At 38.0% G+C, this 21411-nt stretch carries 22 protein-coding genes and 1 other annotated feature; of the genes, 21 read left to right on the top strand and 1 reads right to left on the bottom strand.

Annotated elements, in window-relative coordinates; all coding sequences use genetic code 11:
- The first annotated feature begins 62 nt into the window (after positions 1–62).
- The 21 genes from I6L50_RS25335 to pyrE all read left to right on the top strand — a co-directional run bounded on the left by I6L50_RS25335 (position 63) and on the right by pyrE (position 21023).
- On the top strand, positions 63–341 hold the full coding sequence (locus I6L50_RS25335) for a YlmC/YmxH family sporulation protein (RefSeq protein ID WP_219303435.1): 279 nt from the start codon (positions 63–65) through the stop codon (positions 339–341).
- Between the two features lie 117 nt (positions 342–458).
- Complete coding sequence (pgeF, locus tag I6L50_RS25330) at positions 459–1268, top strand: peptidoglycan editing factor PgeF (RefSeq protein ID WP_033707129.1); 810 nt, start codon at positions 459–461, stop codon at positions 1266–1268.
- A gap of 5 nt (positions 1269–1273) precedes the next feature.
- The gene (locus I6L50_RS25325) at positions 1274–1948 is read left to right on the top strand and encodes a YggS family pyridoxal phosphate-dependent enzyme (RefSeq protein ID WP_002033757.1); all 675 of its coding nucleotides are present in this window, start codon (positions 1274–1276) and stop codon (positions 1946–1948) included.
- Positions 1949–1967: 19 nt separating this feature from the next.
- Entirely contained in the window at positions 1968–2438 is a 471-nt protein-coding gene (locus tag I6L50_RS25320; RefSeq protein ID WP_002014721.1) for a cell division protein SepF, read from the top strand.
- Positions 2439–2444: 6 nt separating this feature from the next.
- Positions 2445–2708, top strand: coding sequence for a YggT family protein (locus I6L50_RS25315; protein ID WP_002014720.1), 264 nt, complete (start codon positions 2445–2447; stop codon positions 2706–2708).
- 15 nt (positions 2709–2723) lie between these two features.
- Positions 2724–3491, top strand: a complete 768-nt coding sequence (locus I6L50_RS25310) for a YlmH family RNA-binding protein (RefSeq protein ID WP_002033759.1) — start codon at positions 2724–2726, stop codon at positions 3489–3491.
- 89 nt (positions 3492–3580) lie between these two features.
- Positions 3581–4087: a septum site-determining protein DivIVA gene (gene divIVA, locus I6L50_RS25305; RefSeq protein WP_001131609.1), complete on the top strand. Its 507-nt coding sequence runs from the start codon at positions 3581–3583 to the stop codon at positions 4085–4087.
- A 51-nt stretch (positions 4088–4138) separates the two neighbouring features.
- Positions 4139–4363, top strand: a binding site (T-box leader).
- 72 nt (positions 4364–4435) lie between these two features.
- On the top strand, positions 4436–7201 hold the full coding sequence (gene ileS2, locus I6L50_RS25300; protein ID WP_002066877.1) for an isoleucine--tRNA ligase: 2766 nt from the start codon (positions 4436–4438) through the stop codon (positions 7199–7201).
- 157 nt (positions 7202–7358) lie between these two features.
- Positions 7359–7688, top strand: coding sequence for a TraR/DksA C4-type zinc finger protein (locus I6L50_RS25295; protein ID WP_033707130.1), 330 nt, complete (start codon positions 7359–7361; stop codon positions 7686–7688).
- 124 nt (positions 7689–7812) lie between these two features.
- On the top strand, positions 7813–8271 hold the full coding sequence (gene lspA, locus I6L50_RS25290; RefSeq protein ID WP_219303434.1) for a lipoprotein signal peptidase LspA: 459 nt from the start codon (positions 7813–7815) through the stop codon (positions 8269–8271).
- A 4-nt stretch (positions 8272–8275) separates the two neighbouring features.
- Complete coding sequence (locus I6L50_RS25285) at positions 8276–9184, top strand: RluA family pseudouridine synthase (protein WP_002111420.1); 909 nt, start codon at positions 8276–8278, stop codon at positions 9182–9184.
- Between the two features lie 204 nt (positions 9185–9388).
- A complete protein-coding gene (pyrR, locus tag I6L50_RS25280) occupies positions 9389–9931 on the top strand; it encodes a bifunctional pyrimidine operon transcriptional regulator/uracil phosphoribosyltransferase (RefSeq protein ID WP_001156489.1) in 543 nt (180 codons plus the stop codon).
- Between the two features lie 146 nt (positions 9932–10077).
- Positions 10078–11361, top strand: a complete 1284-nt coding sequence (gene uraA / locus I6L50_RS25275; protein ID WP_113937197.1) for a uracil permease — start codon at positions 10078–10080, stop codon at positions 11359–11361.
- Positions 11362–11509: 148 nt separating this feature from the next.
- Positions 11510–12424 carry an aspartate carbamoyltransferase gene (pyrB, locus tag I6L50_RS25270; RefSeq protein ID WP_219303433.1) on the top strand — a complete coding sequence of 305 codons (915 nt, stop codon included), beginning with the start codon at positions 11510–11512 and terminating at the stop codon, positions 12422–12424.
- Positions 12408–13694, top strand: a complete 1287-nt coding sequence (gene pyrC, locus I6L50_RS25265) for a dihydroorotase (RefSeq protein ID WP_219303432.1) — start codon at positions 12408–12410, stop codon at positions 13692–13694. The genes pyrB and pyrC overlap by 17 nt, the downstream gene beginning before the upstream one ends.
- Complete coding sequence (locus I6L50_RS25260) at positions 13691–14788, top strand: carbamoyl phosphate synthase small subunit (RefSeq protein WP_219303431.1); 1098 nt, start codon at positions 13691–13693, stop codon at positions 14786–14788. Before pyrC ends, I6L50_RS25260 begins: the two co-directional genes overlap by 4 nt.
- On the top strand, positions 14773–17991 hold the full coding sequence (gene carB / locus I6L50_RS25255; RefSeq protein WP_219303430.1) for a carbamoyl-phosphate synthase large subunit: 3219 nt from the start codon (positions 14773–14775) through the stop codon (positions 17989–17991). Before I6L50_RS25260 ends, carB begins: the two co-directional genes overlap by 16 nt.
- Entirely contained in the window at positions 17988–18767 is a 780-nt protein-coding gene (gene pyrK, locus I6L50_RS25250) for a dihydroorotate oxidase B electron transfer subunit (RefSeq protein WP_002088239.1), read from the top strand. The genes carB and pyrK overlap by 4 nt, the downstream gene beginning before the upstream one ends.
- Positions 18764–19693, top strand: coding sequence for a dihydroorotate oxidase B catalytic subunit (gene pyrD / locus I6L50_RS25245; protein WP_002088238.1), 930 nt, complete (start codon positions 18764–18766; stop codon positions 19691–19693). Before pyrK ends, pyrD begins: the two co-directional genes overlap by 4 nt.
- Entirely contained in the window at positions 19678–20394 is a 717-nt protein-coding gene (gene pyrF, locus I6L50_RS25240; protein WP_219303429.1) for an orotidine-5'-phosphate decarboxylase, read from the top strand. The genes pyrD and pyrF overlap by 16 nt, the downstream gene beginning before the upstream one ends.
- On the top strand, positions 20391–21023 hold the full coding sequence (pyrE, locus tag I6L50_RS25235; RefSeq protein ID WP_002137968.1) for an orotate phosphoribosyltransferase: 633 nt from the start codon (positions 20391–20393) through the stop codon (positions 21021–21023). The genes pyrF and pyrE overlap by 4 nt, the downstream gene beginning before the upstream one ends.
- A gap of 116 nt (positions 21024–21139) precedes the next feature.
- Here the strand turns inward: pyrE and I6L50_RS25230 are convergent, their stop codons facing one another.
- On the bottom strand, positions 21140–21394 hold the full coding sequence (locus I6L50_RS25230) for a YbeF family protein (RefSeq protein ID WP_002033769.1): 255 nt from the start codon (positions 21392–21394) through the stop codon (positions 21140–21142).
- Positions 21395–21411: the final 17 nt, after the last annotated feature.

The raw sequence follows: 21411 nt of genomic DNA, 5'->3' as shown, positions 1-21411 counted from the left end.
TTAAGGTTTCACTTTATTTGAGAGCGTACTTACGATTTATGATATAAGGGAGAGGATGGAACATGATACGAATTTCGGATTTTCAAATGAAGGATGTTGTAAATATTTCAGATGGAAAAAAGCTTGGAAATATTGGAGATATTGATTTTGATATAGACACAGGAAAGATTAGGGCAGTTATTATTTCCAAGCAGACACGTATGCTTGGGCTCTTTGGAAAGGAAGTAGAATTTGTGATTCCTTGGGAGCGAATTATGAAAATTGGGGAAGATGTCATACTTGTTAGAGTAGATAATATTAATTCTGTAACAGAATCAATACAAACACCGACAATTTCATAAAGAATATTACAAATTCCTCTTTTTTTTCAGTTGTCATTATGAAAAAATAAAAGTATGGTAAAATAGACAGGAAGTACCATGCTTTTTTCTGTTATTTTAATTAAAAGGAGTCGCTTTATGAGAGAACCATTTAAATATGCGGACGGTATACTGTATTTACAAGCGTGGAAAGAACTTGGAAACATTACTGTTGGATTTACGACAAAAGATGGTGGAGTAAGTACAGGCTCCTTTCATGCGATGAATTTAGGATTACATGTGAATGATATCGTGGAGAATGTTCATGAAAACAGACGCATTTTAGCGAATAAGTTACAAAAACCATTAGAAAAATGGATTTGCTCTGAACAAGTTCATGACCATCATGTTGAGAAAGTAGGACTGCAAGAAAAAGGGAAAGGCGTTTATTCATATGAAGACGGTATTCCGAAAACGGATGGCATTTATACGACTAACAAAGATGTTCTCTTAACATCTTGTTACGCTGATTGTGTTCCGCTCTATTTTTATGCACCATCACATGATATGATAGGACTTGCGCATGCTGGGTGGAAAGGGACTGTAACAGAGATTGCGAAAGAAATGATTCAAAAGTGGAATGCAGAAGGTGTTTCAAGTGATGAAATTCATGTCGCAATTGGTCCTGCAATCGGATCATGTTGTTATGTTGTTGATGATCGTGTATTAACAGCAGCAAAGCAAGTAGTAAACGGATCTGTTCCTTATAAATTAATTTCTGATGGTCAGTATGCAATTAATTTAAAAGAAGTTAATCGTATATTATGTGTACAAGCAGGCATAAAAGAAGAACATATTGTAATGTCATCTCTTTGTACAAGCTGTGAAGAACAATTATTTTTCTCTCATCGTCGTGATCAAGGTAAGACGGGGAGAATGTTGAGTTTCATAGGTTTTAAGGAGGAGTGAAGTAAGTGACAGTGCAAGGGAATTTAGCAGATGTAAACGAAGTAATTAAAGAATCTTGTGTACGAGCTGGACGTTCGATGAAAGATATTAAGCTCGTTGCAGTTACAAAAACTGTAGGGATTGAAAAAACAAGCGAAGTAATTGAAACAGGAATTATTGATTTAGGTGAAAATAGAAATGAAGGTTTCTTACAAAAATACGAGCATTTCGGTTCAAAAGTGAATTGGCATTTTATTGGATCATTGCAAACGAGAAAAGTAAAAGAAATCATTAATGAGATTGATTATTTACATTCATTAGATCGTCTTTCGCTTGCAAAAGAAATTCAAAAACGTGCTGATAAGAAAGTTAAATGCTTTATTCAAGTGAAAACATCATCTGAAGAATCAAAGCAAGGATTGGCGATAGAAGAAACAATTTCTTTTATTCAAAGTTTGCAAGAATTGGATAAGATTGAAGTGGTAGGATTAATGACAATGGCTCCGTTTACAGGAGAAGAGGAAGAGATTCGTCGCTGCTTTAAGGAATTGCGCATGCTACAGACAGAGGTGCAGGAGCTAGAATTATTACATGCACCATGTAAAGAATTATCAATGGGAATGTCAAATGATTACACGATTGCAATTGAGGAAGGCGCTACATATATTCGTTTGGGAACGGTTTTAGTAGGAAAAGCGTAGGAGGAAGGAGAAAGTTATTATGAGTTGGTCAAAAGTAAAATACTTCTTTTTTGACACACCGGAAGAAAAAGAAGCAGCTCAATATAGTTATGAAAAGGAGCAAACAGACATGAAAAAGCAACAAGATCCCCCAGAACAACAAGATGTTCCGTTTGCGAAAGTGCAACCGAAGCAAAATGTAGTGAGTATTGAAACAGCGAAGCAATCTTCAAAAGTTGTTTTACTAGAACCACGTACATATTCGGAAGCGCAAGGCATTTCGGATCACTTAAAAGGTAGACGAGCTGTTGTAATTAATTTGCAAAGAATGTCTACAGATCAAGCTGTACGTATCGTTGACTTTTTAAGTGGTACTGTATACGCTATAGGCGGGGATATTCAAAAAATAGGCCCGAAAACATTTATGTGTACACCTGAAAATGTTGATATCGTTGGTGCGATTTCAGAGTTATTCGGTGAAGAAGAAGAGACAAATATAAAGAGGTGGTAATACGCCATGACAACAGTTTTAACAGTGTTACTTACTGCTATCGAGATTTACTCGTGGGCACTAATTATTTACATTCTCCTATCATGGTTTCCTGGCGCAAAGGAATCAGCTTTTGGAGATTTTCTTGCGCGTATTTGCGAACCGTATTTAGAGCCGTTTAGGAGGTTTATTCCACCATTTGGTATGATTGATATTTCTCCACTTGTTGCTATTGTTGCCTTGAAACTTGCTAGAGGTGGTTTAGTGAGTTTATTCAACTATTTTTTATAGTGTGAGGTTAAATACATGAGCATCTATGAGCATTTTAGACCTGATGAAGAGGTCTTTGTGGATAAAGTATTAGAGTGGAAACAGGCTGCTGAGTACCATCAAGTCAAGTTAACAGATTTTCTTGATCCAAGACAGCAACAAATTGTTTCTATGGTAATAGGGCAAGGAGATGTAGCTGTACGGTTTGATGGTGCGATGCCTGAAGCCGAACGGAAAAGAGCACTAATTTATCCAGATTATCTAGAATTAAATGAAGAGGAATTTCAAGTAGAAGTATTAGAAATTGACTATCCTTCCAAGTTTTTTACGCTAGAACATAGGCAAATATTAGGTGCATTCATGTCGCTTGGTTTAACAAGGGAAAAATGTGGTGATATTTTGCTTCAAGAAGACCGTGCCCAAATTGCAGTTGCCAAAGAAGTTGTATCGTATATTGAAATGAACTTACAATCAATAGGGAAAATGAAAGTCACACTCTCTCCTATACAAGTAGAGAAAATTTTGCGTGTAGGTGAAAAATGGGGAGAAAAATCTGGGACTGTTTCGTCACTTCGTCTAGATGTTTTATTAGCTGAAATGCTACATATATCTAGGCAGAAGGTACAGCCTCTTATAAAAGGTGGCTTAGTAAAAGTCAATTGGAAAACAGTAGAGCAAACTTCGTATGAATGTTTTCCGGGGGATGTTTTCTCGGTTAGAGGGTATGGACGAAGTAAATTATTTTCTGTAGAAGGTAAAACGAAGCGCGACAAATGGAGAGTTTTGTATGGTATACTAAAATGATTGGTTTTTTAGAAGGAAATTCTCTTATTTTGTCGAAGAAAAGATATAATTGAAAGAGGAAATTTAGATAACTACTTGGAGGTGGCGTTGTGCCGTTAACACCATTAGATATTCATAACAAAGAATTTGGTCGCGGGTTTCGTGGCTACGATGAAGATCAAGTAAATGAGTTTCTTGATCAAATCATCAAAGATTATGAATTAGTCATTCGTGAGAAAAAAGCTTTAGAAGAAAAGGTTGCACAATTAGAAGGAAAGTTAGATCATTTTTCTAATATTGAAGATACGCTGAACAAATCTATCATTGTCGCACAAGAAGCTGCTGAAGAAGTGAAGCGTAATGCACAAAAAGAAGCAAAATTAATTGTACGTGAAGCAGAAAAAAATGCAGATCGTATCATTAATGAAGCGTTAGTGAAATCAAGAAAAGTTGCTTTTGATATTGAAGAGTTGAAGAAACAAGCGAAAGTATTCCGAACTCGTTTCCGTATGTTATTAGAAACACAACTTGAAATGTTAAACAACGATGATTGGGATAAACTAATTGAATTAGAAGACGAAGTGGACGAACTGTTGAAAAAAGAAGAAACAGTGTAAGCTTGACGTTTTTCTCATTATTACATATAATTTTAAACAACATATTTATTAAGAAAAACGAAGATAGGGATAAGTACCTTTTTCATACCTTATATAGCGAACTGAGGATGGTGTAAGCTCAGGATAAGGAGATGATGGGAATATCACCCTGGAGTTCCGCGCTGAACAAATTTAGTAAGCGTAGGCGTATATTCGCGTTAAGAATATAAAGAGGACCTTATGCATTTGTATATGGTCTACTAGGGTGGTACCGCGGGAGACTTTCTCGTCCCTTTTTGGGGATGAGAGGTCTCTTTTTTATTCCCTTTTTTAAGGTCTGTCGTTTATATATTTAAGGAGGAATTGAGCATGGAGTACAAAAATACATTACTAATGCCAAAAACAGAATTCCCGATGCGTGGGAATTTACCGAAACGTGAGCCTGCAATGCAAGAAAAATGGGCTGAAATGAATATTTATGAAAAGGTACAAGAACATACGAAAGGCCGTCCTTTATTTGTACTACATGATGGACCTCCATATGCAAATGGTGACATCCATATGGGACACGCACTAAATAAAGTGTTAAAAGACTTTATTGTTCGTTTTAAATCAATGACTGGATACTGTGCACCATATGTACCAGGTTGGGATACACACGGTTTACCAATTGAGCAAGCTTTAACAAATAAAGGTGTAAAGCGTAAAGAAATGACAGTTGCTGAGTTCCGTAAGTTATGTGCAGAGTATGCATATGAGCAAGTAGAACGTCAACGTGAACAATTTAAGCGTTTAGGTGTACGTGCAGATTGGGATAATCCATATATTACTTTAGAGCCAGCTTATGAAGCACAACAAATTAAAGTGTTTGGTGACATGGCGAAAAAAGGTTATATCTATAAAGGACAGAAACCAGTTTACTGGTCTCCAACGAGTGAATCAGCTTTAGCAGAAGCTGAAATTGAATACCAAGATAAAAAATCAGCATCTATTTACGTAGCATTCCCTGTAAAAGATGGAAAGAACGTATTAGAAGGTGATGAGAAATACATTATTTGGACAACAACGCCTTGGACGTTACCTGCAAACTTAGGTATTTCTGTTCACCCAGAACTTGAATATGCTATTGTGAAAGTAAATGATGAGAAATATATCATCGCTTCTGAACTATTTGAGACAGTTGCAAAAACGTTAGAGTGGGAAAATGCTGAAGTTGTGAAAACGGTAAAAGGTAGCGAACTTGAGTATACAGTTGCAAAACATCCATTCTACGATCGTGACTCATTAGTTATGCTAGGAGAGCACGTAACAACAGATGCAGGTACAGGTTGTGTTCATACAGCACCAGGACACGGGGAAGATGACTTCGTTGTTGGTAAAAAGTATGGCTTAGAAGTACTTTGCCCAGTTGATGATAAAGGTGTGTTAACAAATGAAGCACCTGGATTTGAAGGCTTATTCTATGATAAAGCTAACAAGCCAATTACGGAAAAATTAGAAGAAGTAGGCGCGTTACTGAAACTAACATTCATTACGCATTCATACCCACATGATTGGAGAACGAAAAAACCAATTATTTTCCGTGCGACAGCGCAGTGGTTTGCATCTATTGAAGCGTTCCGTAAAGAATTATTAGAAGCTGTTGCTGAAACAAAATGGGTACCAGCATGGGGAGAAACTCGTCTTCATAATATGGTTCGTGACCGTGGTGACTGGTGTATTTCTCGTCAGCGTGCATGGGGTGTGCCAATTCCTGTATTCTATGCAGAAAATGGTGATCCAATTATTACAGATGAAACAATTAATCATGTAGCAGATTTATTCCGTGAGCACGGTTCTAACGTATGGTTCGAGCGTGAAGCGAAAGATTTATTACCAGAAGGATTTACACATACAGGTAGCCCAAATGGTGAATTCCGTAAAGAAACAGACATCATGGATGTATGGTTCGATTCAGGTTCTTCTCACCAAGCGGTATTAGAAGAGCGCGAAGACTTACAACGTCCAGCTGATTTATATTTAGAAGGATCTGACCAGTATCGTGGTTGGTTTAACTCTTCATTATCAACAGCAGTTGCTGTAACTGGTAAAGCTCCGTATAAAGGCGTACTAAGCCATGGTTTCGTACTAGATGGTGACGGACGTAAAATGAGTAAGTCGATTGGAAACATCGTCGTACCGAAGAAAATTATGGATCAATTAGGCGGAGACATTTTACGCTTATGGGTATCTTCTGTTGACTATCAATCTGATGTACGTATTTCAGATGATATTTTAAAACAAGTAGCAGAAGTGTATCGTAAAATCCGTAACACATTCCGTTTCTTATTAGGAAACTTAGATGATTTTAATCCAAGTGAAAATACAGTAGCGGTAGCTGAACTTCGTGAAGTAGATCGTTACATGTTAGTGAAGTTAAATGACTTAATTACAAAAGTAAAAGATGCATATGAAACATATGACTTTGCTGCTGTATATCATGCAATTCACAACTTCTGTACAATTGATCTAAGTTCATTCTACTTAGACTTTGCAAAAGACATTTTATACATTGAAGGTGCAGATCACGCGGATCGTCGTGCAATTCAAACTGTATTATATGATGTTCTTGTTGCATTAACGAAACTTGTAACGCCAATCTTACCTCATACAGCTGATGAAGTATGGCCATATGTTCCTGGTGCAGAAGAAGAAAGCGTACAGTTAACTAATATGCCAGAAGCTACAGAAGTAGAGGGTTCAGAAGCGTTAAGAGCAAAATGGGATGCATTTATGACATTACGTGATGACGTTTTAAAAGCGTTAGAAGTAGCTCGTAATGAGAAAGTAATTGGTAAGTCATTAAATGCGAGCATTACGCTATATCCGACTGCAGAAATGAAGGCTATGTTAGAGTCTATTAGCGAAGACTTAAAGCAATTATTCATCGTCTCTGAGTATAAACTTGGTGGTACAATTGAAGAAGCGCCAACAGAAGCACCAAAGTATGAGCATACAGCTGTAGTTGTAGCACAGGCGACAGGTGAGACGTGTGAACGTTGTTGGGTTGTTTCAGAAACAATTGGTAAAGATGCAGAACATGAAACATTATGTGAGCGTTGTGCAACGGTTGTTAAAGAAAATTATGTAAAATAATGAAAAAAGCTGACTGCTCATAATAGCAGTCAGTTTTTTGTTGATGATATATCGAAATAACTTTCACTCTCTTTCCTATGAAGGAAAAATGTGTGTGAGGTAAGCGTGGAAATTTCGGACACACTAATTGTACATTGCAGCTGGGAGGAATGTACACGTGAATGAAATTTATATGGAAATAAAAGAAGAATTGCAATTGATGAGAAAAGAGTTGCAAGATAGACTGGCTAAAGAAGCAATGCACACATACTATATGGAATTTGGGCAAGAACTTGGATACGAAATAAAGGAAGAGACAAAGAAAAAATTGCTATTACATGATATAAAAGAGGATTTAAAAGATGTAGAACGTGCATTGTTTAAAATGGAAATAGATATGTACGGTATTTGTGAAGAAACTGGAAGAGCGATTTCTACAAAACAAATGAAAACAATGCCGACTGCTCGTACTATTCATGAATTTTTCTATGAAAAGGTAAATGTATGAATACGCACAACGATATTATGTTACCTTTTTTTAATTTATTTTATTCTTCTACAAAGGTTCATTGTGAAAAGGTAGCAGCTATGCTAAAATTTTGAGGTACACTGTCTTTGTGGGGGAAATGAAAATGATATATTATGTAATAGCGTTATTTGTCATTGCCATCGATCAAATATCGAAGTGGCTAATTGTAAAGAACATGGAATTGGGTACGAGCATTCCGATTATCGATAATGTATTATACATAACATCTCATCGAAATAGAGGAGCTGCCTGGGGTATTTTAGAAAATAAAATGTGGTTTTTCTACATTATTACAGTCATTTTCGTAGGATTTATCGTATTTTATATGAAAAAATATGCGAAAACGGACAAGCTTCTAGGTATTTCATTAGGTCTAATTTTAGGCGGAGCAATTGGCAATTTTATTGATCGTGTATTTAGACAAGAAGTAGTGGATTTTATTCACGTGTATATTTTCTCGTACAACTATCCGGTATTCAATATAGCTGACTCAGCATTATGTATTGGAGTTGTATTAATTATTATTCAAACAGTATTAGAAGGAAAGAAAGCGAAGGAGTAATTGAATGAGTGAAGTAGTACAAGTAACAGTTGCAGAAGAACAAAAAAGCGAGCGAATTGATAAATTCGTTGCAGAAATAAACAGTGAATGGTCACGTTCACAAGTGCAGCAATGGATTAAAGATGCTGTTGTGACAGTAAATGGGAAATCAGTTAAAGGGAATTATAAAGTAAAAGGAAATGATGAAATTACAGTAACAATTCCCGAGCCAGAAGAGTTAGATATTCAACCGGAAGATATGAATTTAGAAGTTTATTATGAAGATGCCGATGTACTAGTTGTAAATAAGCCGCGTGGCATGGTAGTACATCCAGCACCAGGGCATACGAAGGGTACGCTTGTAAACGGACTTATGCATCATTGTACAGACCTATCAGGTATTAACGGTGTAATGCGTCCTGGTATAGTGCACCGTATTGATAAGGATACATCTGGATTATTAATGGTTGCTAAAAATGATGTGGCGCATGAATCACTTGTAAATCAACTTGTAGCAAAAACGGTAACAAGACGCTATAAAGCGATTGTACATGGTGTAATTCCACATGATAAAGGAACAATTGACGCTCCAATTGGTCGTGATAAAAAAGAACGTCAAAGTATGACTGTTGATGAAAATGGTAAGAATGCAGTTACACATTTCCAAGTGTTAGAGCGATTTAAGGATTTCACACTTGTAGAATGCCGCTTAGAAACGGGACGTACACACCAAATTCGTGTTCATATGAAATATATTGGTTATCCACTTGCAGGGGATCCAAAGTATGGTCCGAAGAAAACATTAGATATGAATGGACAAGCACTTCATGCAGGGATTTTAGGTTTCGATCACCCTCGTACTGGTGAATATATTGAGTTTGAGGCACCGATTCCAGAAGTGTTTGAAGAAGCGCTAAATATTTTACGGAAATAGTATTGACAAATCATAAGAAAACTGAGATACTGACAACAGTTAAATAATGATCCTTTAACACAGCCCCGTGAGGTTGAGAAGGTAACGGTTTGAAATACTTAGGGTATGTTGTACCCTTTTTTCAAAAGTCCTCTCGCACACGCTGAGAGGACTTTTTTTATACCATTACTCTCACGCAAGAAAAAAAGCTTGGAGGTGTAGAGCATGCAAGAGAAAGCTGTCGTTTTAGATGACCAAATGATTCGCCGCGCTTTAACACGAATTAGTCATGAAATCGTGGAACGAAATAAAGGTGTCGATAATTGTGTTCTTGTCGGAATAAAAACACGTGGAATTTTTATTGCACAACGTTTGGCAGAACGAATTGGTCAAATTGAAGGAAAAGAGATGGAAGTAGGAGAGTTAGATATTACGTTGTATCGTGATGATTTAACACTACAATCGAAACATAAAGAACCACTTGTAAAAGGTTCTGATATTCCTGTAGATATTACGAAGAAAAAAGTTATCCTTGTGGATGATGTGTTATATACAGGAAGAACAGTTCGAGCAGCAATGGATGCTCTTATGGATTTAGGTAGACCATCACAAATCCAATTGGCTGTTCTTGTTGATAGAGGTCATCGTGAATTACCAATTCGCGCTGATTATGTAGGAAAGAACATTCCAACATCTAGTGAAGAGCGTATCGAAGTTGATTTGCAAGAGACAGATCAACAAGATCGAGTAAGCATATACGATAAGTAAAGCCCTTTTAAATGTAGTCCTGTGAGGCTGCCAAAGGGTCTTGGCTTTCATATGTCAAATTTGGCATACGAAAGTGTAGGACTCTTTGTGCACAGGCACAAAGAGTTTTTTTATTGCAAAGAATTAAACTGAAGGAGGATGTAACAATGGAACAAAAGCCAGTATTAGACGTTAATGAAGTACCGAAACCGGGAAAATGGTTATTTTTAAGTATACAACATTTGTTCGCGATGTTTGGATCAACAGTGCTTGTTCCGTTTTTAACAGGATTGAATCCGTCAGTAGCATTAATATCAAGTGGATTAGGAACGCTAGCGTTTCTTCTTATAACAAAAGGTCAAGTACCTGCCTATCTAGGATCATCATTCGCCTTTATCGCACCGATTATAACAGCGAAAACAGCAGGTGGACCTGGAGCAGCAATGCTCGGTGGTTTGTTTGCAGGACTTGTGTACATCTTAATCTCACTCGGAATTAAGAAGTCAGGATCAGGGTGGATTATGAAATTACTTCCGCCAATCGTAGTTGGTCCAGTCGTAATGGTAATCGGTCTAGCTTTAGCACATACAGCAGTTAATATGGCGATGAACGGTGCGGATGGTAAGTATAGCATTACACACTTTTCAGTAGCATTAGTAACATTAGCAATTACAATCATTTGCTCCATATTCGGGAGAGGATTTTTCAGTATCATACCAGTGCTACTTGGAATCATCGGCGGGTATATATTCGCTTACTTCCAAGGGCTAGTAGATTTAAAGCCAGTAGCTGAGGCAAAATGGTTTGTCATACCAGACTTCACAGTACCGTTTGTAACATACACTCCGGAGTTTTCATGGAAAATTGTACTCTTAATGGTACCAGTTGCACTAGTAACAATTTCAGAACATATCGGACATCAAATTGTACTTGGAAATGTTATTAAAAGAGATTTAATTGAAAAACCAGGCTTACACCGTTCAATATTCGGTGATGGGGTAGCAACATTAATCGCATCACTAATAGGTGGACCACCGAATACAACGTACGGTGAAAACATCGGTGTGCTAGCAATTACGAGAGCATACAGTGTATACTTATTCATCGGTTCAGCAGTGTTCGCAATTATGTTTGGATTTATCGGGAAAATTTCAGCACTGATTCATTCGATTCCAACACCAGTTATGGGTGGTGTATCAATCTTACTATTCGGTGTAATCGCATCAAGCGGTTTACGCATGATGGTAGATGATAAAACAGACTTAAGTGACAAACGAAACTTAATGATTGCATCAGTAATACTAGTAATCGGTATTGGCGGGGCGGTACTGCACGTAGGTGAATCGTTCCAAGTAGAAGGAATGGCGCTAGCAGCAATTGTAGGTGTACTATTAAATCTACTACTACCGGAAACGAAACAAATAAAACAATCTAAGCAGATTGCTTCATAATAATAACCTTTTAATTCAGTCCTGTGAGACCGGAAAGGGTGGCTTCTTTCATGCACCCTAGTCTCACACGACTAGGGTATTTTTATACAGGTATTGTTATAAAAATACAAAAGTGGTAACATAAAAATCAGAAAGATGAGGGATGACGATGAGCCATTTGTTAACGATGAGTGAATTATCGGAAGTAGAAATTTCAGAAATTCTAAAAGACGCAGAAGATTTCGCGAATGGAAAAGAGAGCAAAACGACAGAGCAAACATTTGTTGCGAACTTGTTCTTTGAGAATAGTACGAGGACGAGATTTAGCTTTGAAGTTGCTGAGAAGAGATTAGGACTTGAAGTATTAGACTTTTCCGCAGATGCATCTAGCGTACAAAAAGGAGAAACTTTATACGATACGATAAGAACACTAGAATCAATCGGAACAAAAGCGGTAGTCATCCGCCATGAGCAAGATCGTTACTTCGATGAATTAAAAGATCAGGTGAATATCCCAATCTTGAACGCTGGAGATGGATGTGGAAATCATCCAACGCAATGTCTACTCGATCTTCTAACAATTAAACAAGAGTTTGGAAGATTTGAAGGTTTGAAGATTGCAATAGTTGGGGATGTTCGTCATAGCCGAGTAGCACGTTCTAATGCAGAAGCATTAACGAAACTGGGCGCGACAATTTACTTTGCAAGCCCAGAAGAGTGGAAAGATGAAGAGAACACATTTGGAACGTACAAGAGTTTAGATGAACTTGTTCCAGAAGTGGATGTGATGATGTTACTTCGTGTACAACATGAGCGTCATGACCATTATGAAACAGACATTATGAAAGAGTATCACGAGCAACATGGGTTAACAATTGAAAGAGAAAAACGTATGAAAGAAGGAAGCATTATTATGCATCCAGCCCCTGTAAACCGTGATGTTGAAATTGCAAGTGAACTTGTCGAGTGTGAACGCTCACGCATATTCAAGCAAATGGAAAACGGGGTCTACGTAAGAATGGCTGTACTAAAACGCGCATTACCAAATGTATTAGGAGGAATGAAACATGAATTATTTGTTTAAAAATGGTCGTTATATGAATGAAGAAGGAACAATTGTAGCAACAGATCTTCTCGTACAAGACGGTAAAATTGCGAAGGTAGCAGAAAATATTACGGCAGATAATGCTGAAGTAATCGATGTAAATGGAAAGTTAATCGCACCTGGATTAGTAGATGTACACGTTCATCTTCGTGAACCAGGTGGTGAACATAAAGAAACAATTGAAACAGGAACACTTGCAGCAGCAAAAGGTGGATTTACTACAATTTGCGCAATGCCAAATACACGCCCAGTACCAGATTGTAAAGAACATATGGAAGACCTGCAAAAGCGTATTAAAGAAAAAGCACATGTAAATGTATTACCATATGGAGCAATTACAGTACGTCAAGCAGGTTCTGAAATGACCGATTTTGAAACGTTAAAAGAACTTGGAGCGTTTGCTTTCACTGATGACGGTGTAGGCGTACAAGATGCGAGCATGATGTTAGCGGCTATGAAGCGTGCATCAAAATTAAATATGGCAGTAGTTGCGCACTGTGAAGAGAATACTCTTATTAATAAAGGTTGTGTACATGAAGGGAAGTTTTCTGAGAAACACGGATTAAACGGTATCCCATCAGTATGTGAATCTGTACATATTGCAAGGGATATACTGCTTGCTGAAGCGGCAAATTGTCACTACCACGTATGTCACGTAAGTACGAAAGGATCTGTACGTGTAATCCGTGACGCGAAACGTGCTGGAATTAAGGTGACAGCAGAAGTAACACCTCATCACTTAGTGTTATGTGAAGATGATATCCCATCAGCTGATCCTAACTTTAAAATGAACCCACCGCTTCGTGGAAAAGAAGATCACGCAGCACTAATTGAAGGTTTATTAGATGGAACAATCGATATGATCGCAACTGATCATGCACCGCATACAGCGGAAGAGAAAGCACAAGGAATTGAAAGAGCACCATTCGGAATTACTGGTTTTGAAACAGCATTCCCGCTTCTATACACAAACCTTGTGAAAAAAGGAATTATTACATTAGAGCAGTTAATTCAATTCTTAACAGAAAAGCCAGCTGATACATTCGGCTTAGAAGCAGGTCGCCTGAAAGAAGGTAGAACAGCTGATATTACAATCATTGATTTAGAACAAGAAGAAGAGATTGATCCAACAACATTCTTATCAAAAGGAAAAAATACACCATTCGCAGGTTGGAAATGCCAAGGATGGCCGGTAATGACAATCGTTGGTGGTAAGATCGCATGGCAAAAGGAGAGTGCATTAGTATGAAAAGACAACTTATCTTAGAAGATGGAACAGTATTAATTGGAAAAGGTTTCGGAGGAGAAATTGAAAAGTCAGGTGAGGTTGTATTCACAACAGGAATGACTGGATATCAAGAAACATTATCTGATCCATCATATTGCGGTCAAATCGTAACGTTTACGTACCCATTAATCGGAAACTACGGCATCAACCGTGACGATTTTGAATCGATTCACCCATCTGTAAATGGTTTAATCGTAAATGAAATTTGTGATCACCCATCAAACTTCCGTAATGAAATTTCGTTAAATGATTACTTAAAAGAAAGAAACATCCCAGGATTAGAGGGAATTGATACGAGAAAATTAACAAGAAAAATCCGTCAATATGGAACTTTACGCGGACGTCTTTGCAATATGGATGTGGATGTAGAGGACATCGTTAGCCAATTGAAAGCAACTGTCTTTACAGATCATGTGAAACGCGTATCAACAAAAGATCCATACCCAAGTCCAGGCCGTGGACACCGAGTTGTACTTGTAGACTTCGGAATGAAACATGGTATTTTACGAGAATTAAATAAGCGTGATTGTGATGTAATTGTTGTACCTTACAATACAACAGCAGAAGAAATTTTACGCCTTAGCCCAGATGGAATTATGTTAAGTAATGGACCTGGGGACCCGAAAGATGTACCAGAAGCAATTGAAATGTTAAAAGAAATTATTGGTAAAGTTCCTTTATTCGGGATTTGCCTAGGACATCAATTGTTCGCCCTGGCATCTGGTGCGAATACAAGTAAGTTAAAATTCGGTCACCGTGGTTTAAATCATCCAGTAAAAAATCTTGCAACTGGAAAAGTGGCAATTACATCTCAAAACCATGGTTACGCAGTAGAAGAAGAATCAGTTGGAAATACAGAACTGGAAATTACACATGTTGCTTTAAATGATGGAACAGTAGAAGGTCTTCGTCATACGAAGTTCCCAGCATTTACAGTGCAATACCATCCAGAAGCTTCTGCAGGACCAGAAGATGCAAATGATTTATTCGAAGATTTCTTAGCAATGATTGAAAACTTCAAGAAAGAAGGGGAAGAGTTATGCCAAAACGCCTAGACATTAACACAATTTTAGTAATCGGATCAGGACCAATTGTAATTGGGCAAGCAGCAGAGTTTGATTATTCTGGAACACAAGCTTGTCAATCTCTTAGAGAAGAAGGTTACAAAGTAATCCTTGTTAACTCTAACCCAGCAACAATTATGACAGATACTGCAACAGCAGATAAAGTATATATAGAACCATTAACATTAGAATTCGTAAGCCGTATTATTCGTAAAGAACGCCCAGATGCACTCTTACCAACATTAGGTGGTCAAACAGGCCTAAACATGGCGGTTGAACTTGCGAAATCAGGCATACTTGAAGAGTGCGGAGTTGAAATTTTAGGAACAAAATTATCAGCAATCGAGCAAGCCGAGGATCGTGATTTATTCCGTACATTAATGCAGGAATTAAATGAACCAATTCCATCTAGTACGATTATTCATACGCTGGAAGAAGCACATGAATTTGTAAAAGAAATTGGTTATCCAGTTATTGTTCGCCCAGCATTTACAATGGGGGGAACAGGTGGCGGAATCTGTAATAATGAAGAAGAACTAATTGAAATCGTATCAGGTGGATTAAAACATAGTCCAGTAACACAATGTTTATTAGAAAAGAGTATTGCTGGTTGTAAGGAAATTGAATATGAAGTAATGCGCGATTCGAATGATAACGCGATTGTAGTATGTAACATGGAAAATATCGATCCGGTTGGGGTTCACACAGGTGATTCTATCGTTGTAGCACCGAGCCAAACATTAAGTGACCGTGAGTATCAAATGTTACGAAACACTTCATTAAGAATTATTCGTGCATTAGGAATTGAAGGTGGATGTAACGTTCAGCTTGCACTTGATCCACATAGCTTCCAATACTATGTAATCGAAGTAAACCCGCGTGTGAGTCGTTCGTCTGCACTAGCATCTAAAGCAACTGGATATCCAATTGCAAAGCTAGCGGCGAAAATTGCAGTCGGTTTAACATTAGATGAAATTATAAACCCAGTAACACAAAAAACATACGCTTGCTTCGAGCCAGCATTAGACTATGTTGTTTCAAAAATTCCACGTTGGCCATTTGATAAGTTTGAATCAGCAAACAGAACACTTGGTACACAAATGAAGGCAACTGGTGAAGTTATGTCAATTGGACGTAACTTAGAACAATCATTATTAAAAGCGATCCGTTCTTTAGAGCTTGGCGTTTATCACCTAGAGTTAGACCACTTAAAAGAGCTTGATAAAGAAACGATGAAAAAGCGTATTATAAAAGCTGATGACGAGCGTCTGTTCGTTGTAGCAGAAGCGATCCGTCAAGGTGTAACGAAAGAAGAAATCAACGAATGGTGTGAAATGGACTTCTTCTTCTTACAAAAAGTTGAAAATATCGTAAACATGGAACGCGAAGTAAAAGCGAATGTAGGAAATATGGAAGTGTTACAATCTGCAAAAGAAATGGGCTTCAGTGACCATTACATCGCCAATGCTTGGAACAAAACAGAGCGTGAAATTTACGATATGCGTAAAGAAAGCAATATGACTCCTGTTTATAAGATGGTAGATACTTGTGCGGCAGAGTTTGAATCTGCAACACCATACTACTACAGCACATATGGTGACGAGAATGAATCGATTGTAACAGATCGTAAGAGTGTAGTTGTACTAGGATCTGGTCCAATCCGTATTGGTCAAGGTGTTGAGTTTGATTATGCAACAGTTCACTCTGTATGGGCAATAAAAGAAGCTGGGTATGAGGCAATCATTGTTAATAACAACCCAGAAACAGTTTCAACAGACTTCAGTATTTCTGACAAATTATACTTTGAACCATTAACAATCGAAGATGTAATGCACATTATCGATTTAGAAAAGCCAGAAGGTGTTATCGTCCAATTTGGTGGACAAACGGCAATTAACTTAGCGGCTAAATTAGAAGCACACGGTGTGAAAATCTTAGGAACATCACTTGAAGATTTAGACCGTGCAGAAGATCGTGATAAGTTTGAAGCAGCTTTAACAAAGCTTGGTATCCCGCAACCAGTTGGTAAAACAGCAACGACTGTAGAGCAAGCAGTAGCGATCGCTGACAAAATTGGTTACCCAGTATTAGTAAGACCATCTTACGTACTAGGTGGACGTGCGATGGAAATCGTATATCGTCAAGAAGAATTACTGCACTACATGAAAAATGCGGTTAAAGTTCACGCAGATCACCCAGTATTAATCGACCGTTATATGGTTGGTAAAGAAATTGAAGTAGATGCAATTTCAGACGGTGAGAATGTATTCATTCCAGGTATTATGGAACATATCGAACGCGCTGGAGTTCACTCTGGGGATTCAATTGGAGTATATCCACCACAGAGCTTATCTGAAAAACTAAAAGAACAAATTATTGAACATACAATTGGGCTTGGAAAAGGTTTAAACATTGTTGGATTACTAAACATTCAGTTTGTAGTATTCAAAGATGAAGTGTATGTAATTGAAGTAAATCCACGTGCGAGCCGTACAGTACCATTCTTAAGTAAAATTACAGGCGTACCGATGGCAAATATCGCAACGAAAGTTATTTTAGGTCAAAACCTTGTAGAACAAGGATATGGAACTGGCTATCACCCAGAAGAGAAGGAAGTGTATGTAAAAGCACCGGTATTCTCATTTGCGAAACTACGCTCAGTTGATACAACATTAGGGCCTGAAATGAAATCAACAGGGGAAGTAATGGGTAAAGATTTAACGCTTGAAAAAGCATTATATAAAGGACTTGTTGCTTCAGGAATTAACATTCCAACGCACGGATCAGTAATCATCACTGTAGCGGATAAAGATAAAGAAGAAGCGCTGGAAATTGCAAAACGCTTCCATGAAATCGGCTATAACTTATTAGCAACAGCAGGAACAGCACAATCGCTAACAGAACAAAACATTCCGGTGCAAGTTGTAAACAAAATTGATTCTGAAGACTACAACTTACTTGATATTATTCGTCAAGGGAAAGCACAGTTTGTAATCAATACATTAACAAAAGGCAAACAACCAGCGCGTGATGGTTTCCGCATTCGCCGTGAATCAGTAGAAAATGGTGTGGCTTGCTTAACATCACTTGATACAACGAGAGCAATCTTGGGAGTATTAGAATCTATGACATTCTCAGCTCATTCAATGAAAGAAATTACGCAAACGAAGCGTCACGAGGTGGTACATGCATGATGCAAAAGCAAAATATGATCGTCGTTAACCAAAAAGAAATCGCAAAAAACATTTACGAATTAGTGCTTCAAGGGGATTTAGTGCAGCAAATGAACGATCCAGGGCAGTTTGTACACATTAAGGTAGCAGAGGGCATTACGCCCCTTCTGCGCCGCCCAATTAGTATTTGTAATGTCGATCAAGACAAGAACGAATTTACAATGCTATATCGTGCGGAAGGACAAGGGACAAAAACATTAGCGAAAAGAAAACAAGGTGAACTTGTAGATGTGTTAGGACCACTTGGTCATGGATTTCCTGTAGAAGAAGCGGAATCTGGACAAACGGCTCTATTAGTTGGTGGAGGAATTGGTGTACCACCACTATATGAATTGTCACAGCGTCTTGTAGCAAAAGGAGTACGCGTTATTCACATCTTAGGTTTCCAAACGAAAGATGTTGTCTTCTATGAAGAGAAATTCGCAGAACTTGGTGATACGTATGTTGCAACTGTTGATGGTACACATGGTACAAAAGGGTTTGTAACAGATGTAATCGATAGCTATGGAATTGACTTTGACATTCTCTACTCATGTGGACCTTTAGCGATGCTTCGTGCATTAGAAGGACGCTATAAGGAGAGAAAAGCCTACATTTCATTAGAAGAACGTATGGGCTGTGGTATCGGAGCATGTTTCGCATGTGTATGCCATTTGCAAGCAGATCCGAGTGGACATTCTTACAAGAAGGTGTGTAGCGACGGACCAGTATTTCCAATCGGGGAGGTTGTACTATGAACAGATTGCAAGTTGAATTACCAGGGTTATCATTAAAAAATCCAATCATCCCAGCATCTGGTTGTTTCGGATTTGGTCGTGAGTATGCACAGTTCTATGATTTAAGTGTACTTGGATCAATTATGATTAAAGCGACAACAGAACAACCTCGTTATGGAAACCCAACGCCTCGTGTTGCTGAAACACCAGGCGGAATGCTAAATGCAATCGGGCTTCAAAATCCTGGATTAGAAAAGGTAATGAATTCTGAATTACCTTTTCTCGAGCAATTTGATCTTCCGATTATTGCAAACGTTGCGGGTTCACAAGCTGAGGATTACGTAGCGGTTGCGAAGGCGATTTCAAAGGCACCTAATGTTCATGCGCTAGAATTAAATATTTCTTGTCCAAACGTAAAAACGGGTGGTATCGCTTTTGGTACAAATCCTGAAATTGCTGCTGATTTAACGAAGCGAGTAAAAGAGGTTTCTGAAGTACCGGTATATGTGAAATTGTCACCGAACGTGGCAAACATTGTGGAAATTGCAAAAGCAATTGAAAATGCGGGTGCGGACGGTTTAACGATGATTAATACATTGCTTGGTATGCGTCTAGATTTAAAAACTGCAAAACCAATTTTAGCAAACCGTACGGGCGGACTATCAGGGCCTGCGATTAAGCCAGTAGCAATTCGTATGGTACATGAAGTAAGTCAAGCGGTTAACATTCCGATCATCGGAATGGGTGGTATTGAAACAGCGGAAGATGTAATTGAATTCTTCTATGCTGGCGCAAGCGCGGTTGCAGTTGGAACGGCGAACTTTATCGATCCGTTCGTATGTCCAACAATTATTGAAGAGTTACCTGCATTACTAGATGAATTAGGATTTGATCACATTTCGGAATGTCAAGGAAGGAGCTGGAAGCAAACATGTCACAGTCGCTAATCGTTGCACTGGATTTTCCAGGTAAGAAAGAGGTAGAACAATTCTTACGTCACTTTGAAGGGGAAGAGTTATTTGTCAAAGTTGGTATGGAGTTGTTTTACAAAGAGGGTCCTGCAATTATTACGTACTTAAAAGAAAAAGGACATAAAATCTTTCTAGATTTAAAACTTCATGATATTCCGAATACAGTAAAAAGCGCTATGCGTAGCCTAGCTAGTCTAGATGTAGATATGGTAAATGTTCATGCTGCTGGGGGAAGCAGTATGATGAAAGCTGCGATTGAGGGATTAGAGGAAGGTAAGCAAGAAGGAAAAGAGAGACCGATTTGTATTGCCGTTACACAATTAACAAGTACTTCGGAAGCTATGATGAAAAAAGAGATTGGCATTGAGAAAACGTTAGAAGAAGCGGTTGCTCATTATGCAAAATTAACGAAAGAAAGTGGACTTGATGGCGTTGTTTGTTCAACACTTGAAGTACCAAAATTACGTGAAGTATGCGGAAATGAATTTGTAACAGTAACACCGGGGATTCGTCTTGCAAGCGATGATGTAAATGACCAAGTGCGCGTAGCAACACCGAAACGTGCGAGGGAACTTGGTTCAAGCTACATCGTAGTAGGACGTAGTATTACAAAAGCAGAAAATCCGCTTGAAGCGTATAAAACAGTAAAACAACAGTGGGAAGGTGTAACAGTATGAAAAAAGAAATCGCATCGCATTTATTAGAAATTGGAGCAGTATTTTTACAACCGAATGACCCATTTACTTGGTCTTCTGGTATAAAATCACCAATTTATTGTGATAATCGTTTAACTTTATCTTATCCAAAAGTACGCCAAGCGATTGCAGCTGGATTAGAAGAGTTAATTAAAGAGCACTTCCCAACTGTAGAAGTTATTGCAGGAACAGCAACTGCTGGTATTGCACACGCTGCATGGGTAAGCGATCGTATGGATTTACCAATGTGCTACGTGCGTAGTAAAGCAAAAGGTCACGGTAAAGGGAACCAAATCGAAGGAAAAGCTGAAAAAGGTCAAAAAGTAGTAGTAGTAGAAGACTTAATTTCAACTGGCGGTAGTGCAATTACATGTGTAGAAGCACTTCGCGAAGCTGGCTGTGAAGTATTAGGAATCGTATCAATCTTCACATACGAGCTTGAGTCAGGAAAAGAGAAACTAGAAGCAGCAAACGTAGCATCATATTCTTTAAGTGATTACAGTGCATTAACTGAAGTTGCAGCAGAAAAAGGTATGATCGGACAAGCTGAAACGAAAAAGTTACAAGAGTGGCGTAAAAATCCAGCAAACGAAGCTTGGATTACAGCGTAACACGAAAAAAGACGACCGCGGGGGAACGTGGTCGTCTTTTTTATATCATTGCTAAAATTGTATGTAAAGTTCCATCGATATCAAAGAAAATCATATTACAATCTCCTCACTAATAACTACTTATTGTTTTCTGCAACTTCATATCCTCTCACAAACAATAGAGTCATATAAGAAATAATAAATGAGAAGATACTATACATACCGACCCAAAAGAAAAACTTTGGAGGGAAGGCGATAGCACCTACTATTAAAAAACTAGCAAACGTTACAATTGGCATTACATAGTACGTTCTCGTTCTACGTGTTCCAATAACAGAAACGATAAAGATAAGTAATGGACAAATTAATAAGACAAAAATCAATTCATTCATAGTTATGTCCCCTTTTC

The organism is Bacillus sp. FDAARGOS_1420 (assembly GCF_019344915.1).
In the GTDB taxonomy this organism is placed as follows: domain Bacteria; phylum Bacillota; class Bacilli; order Bacillales; family Bacillaceae_G; genus Bacillus_A; species Bacillus_A mycoides.
This window is presented reverse-complemented; position numbering and strand designations above follow the sequence as displayed.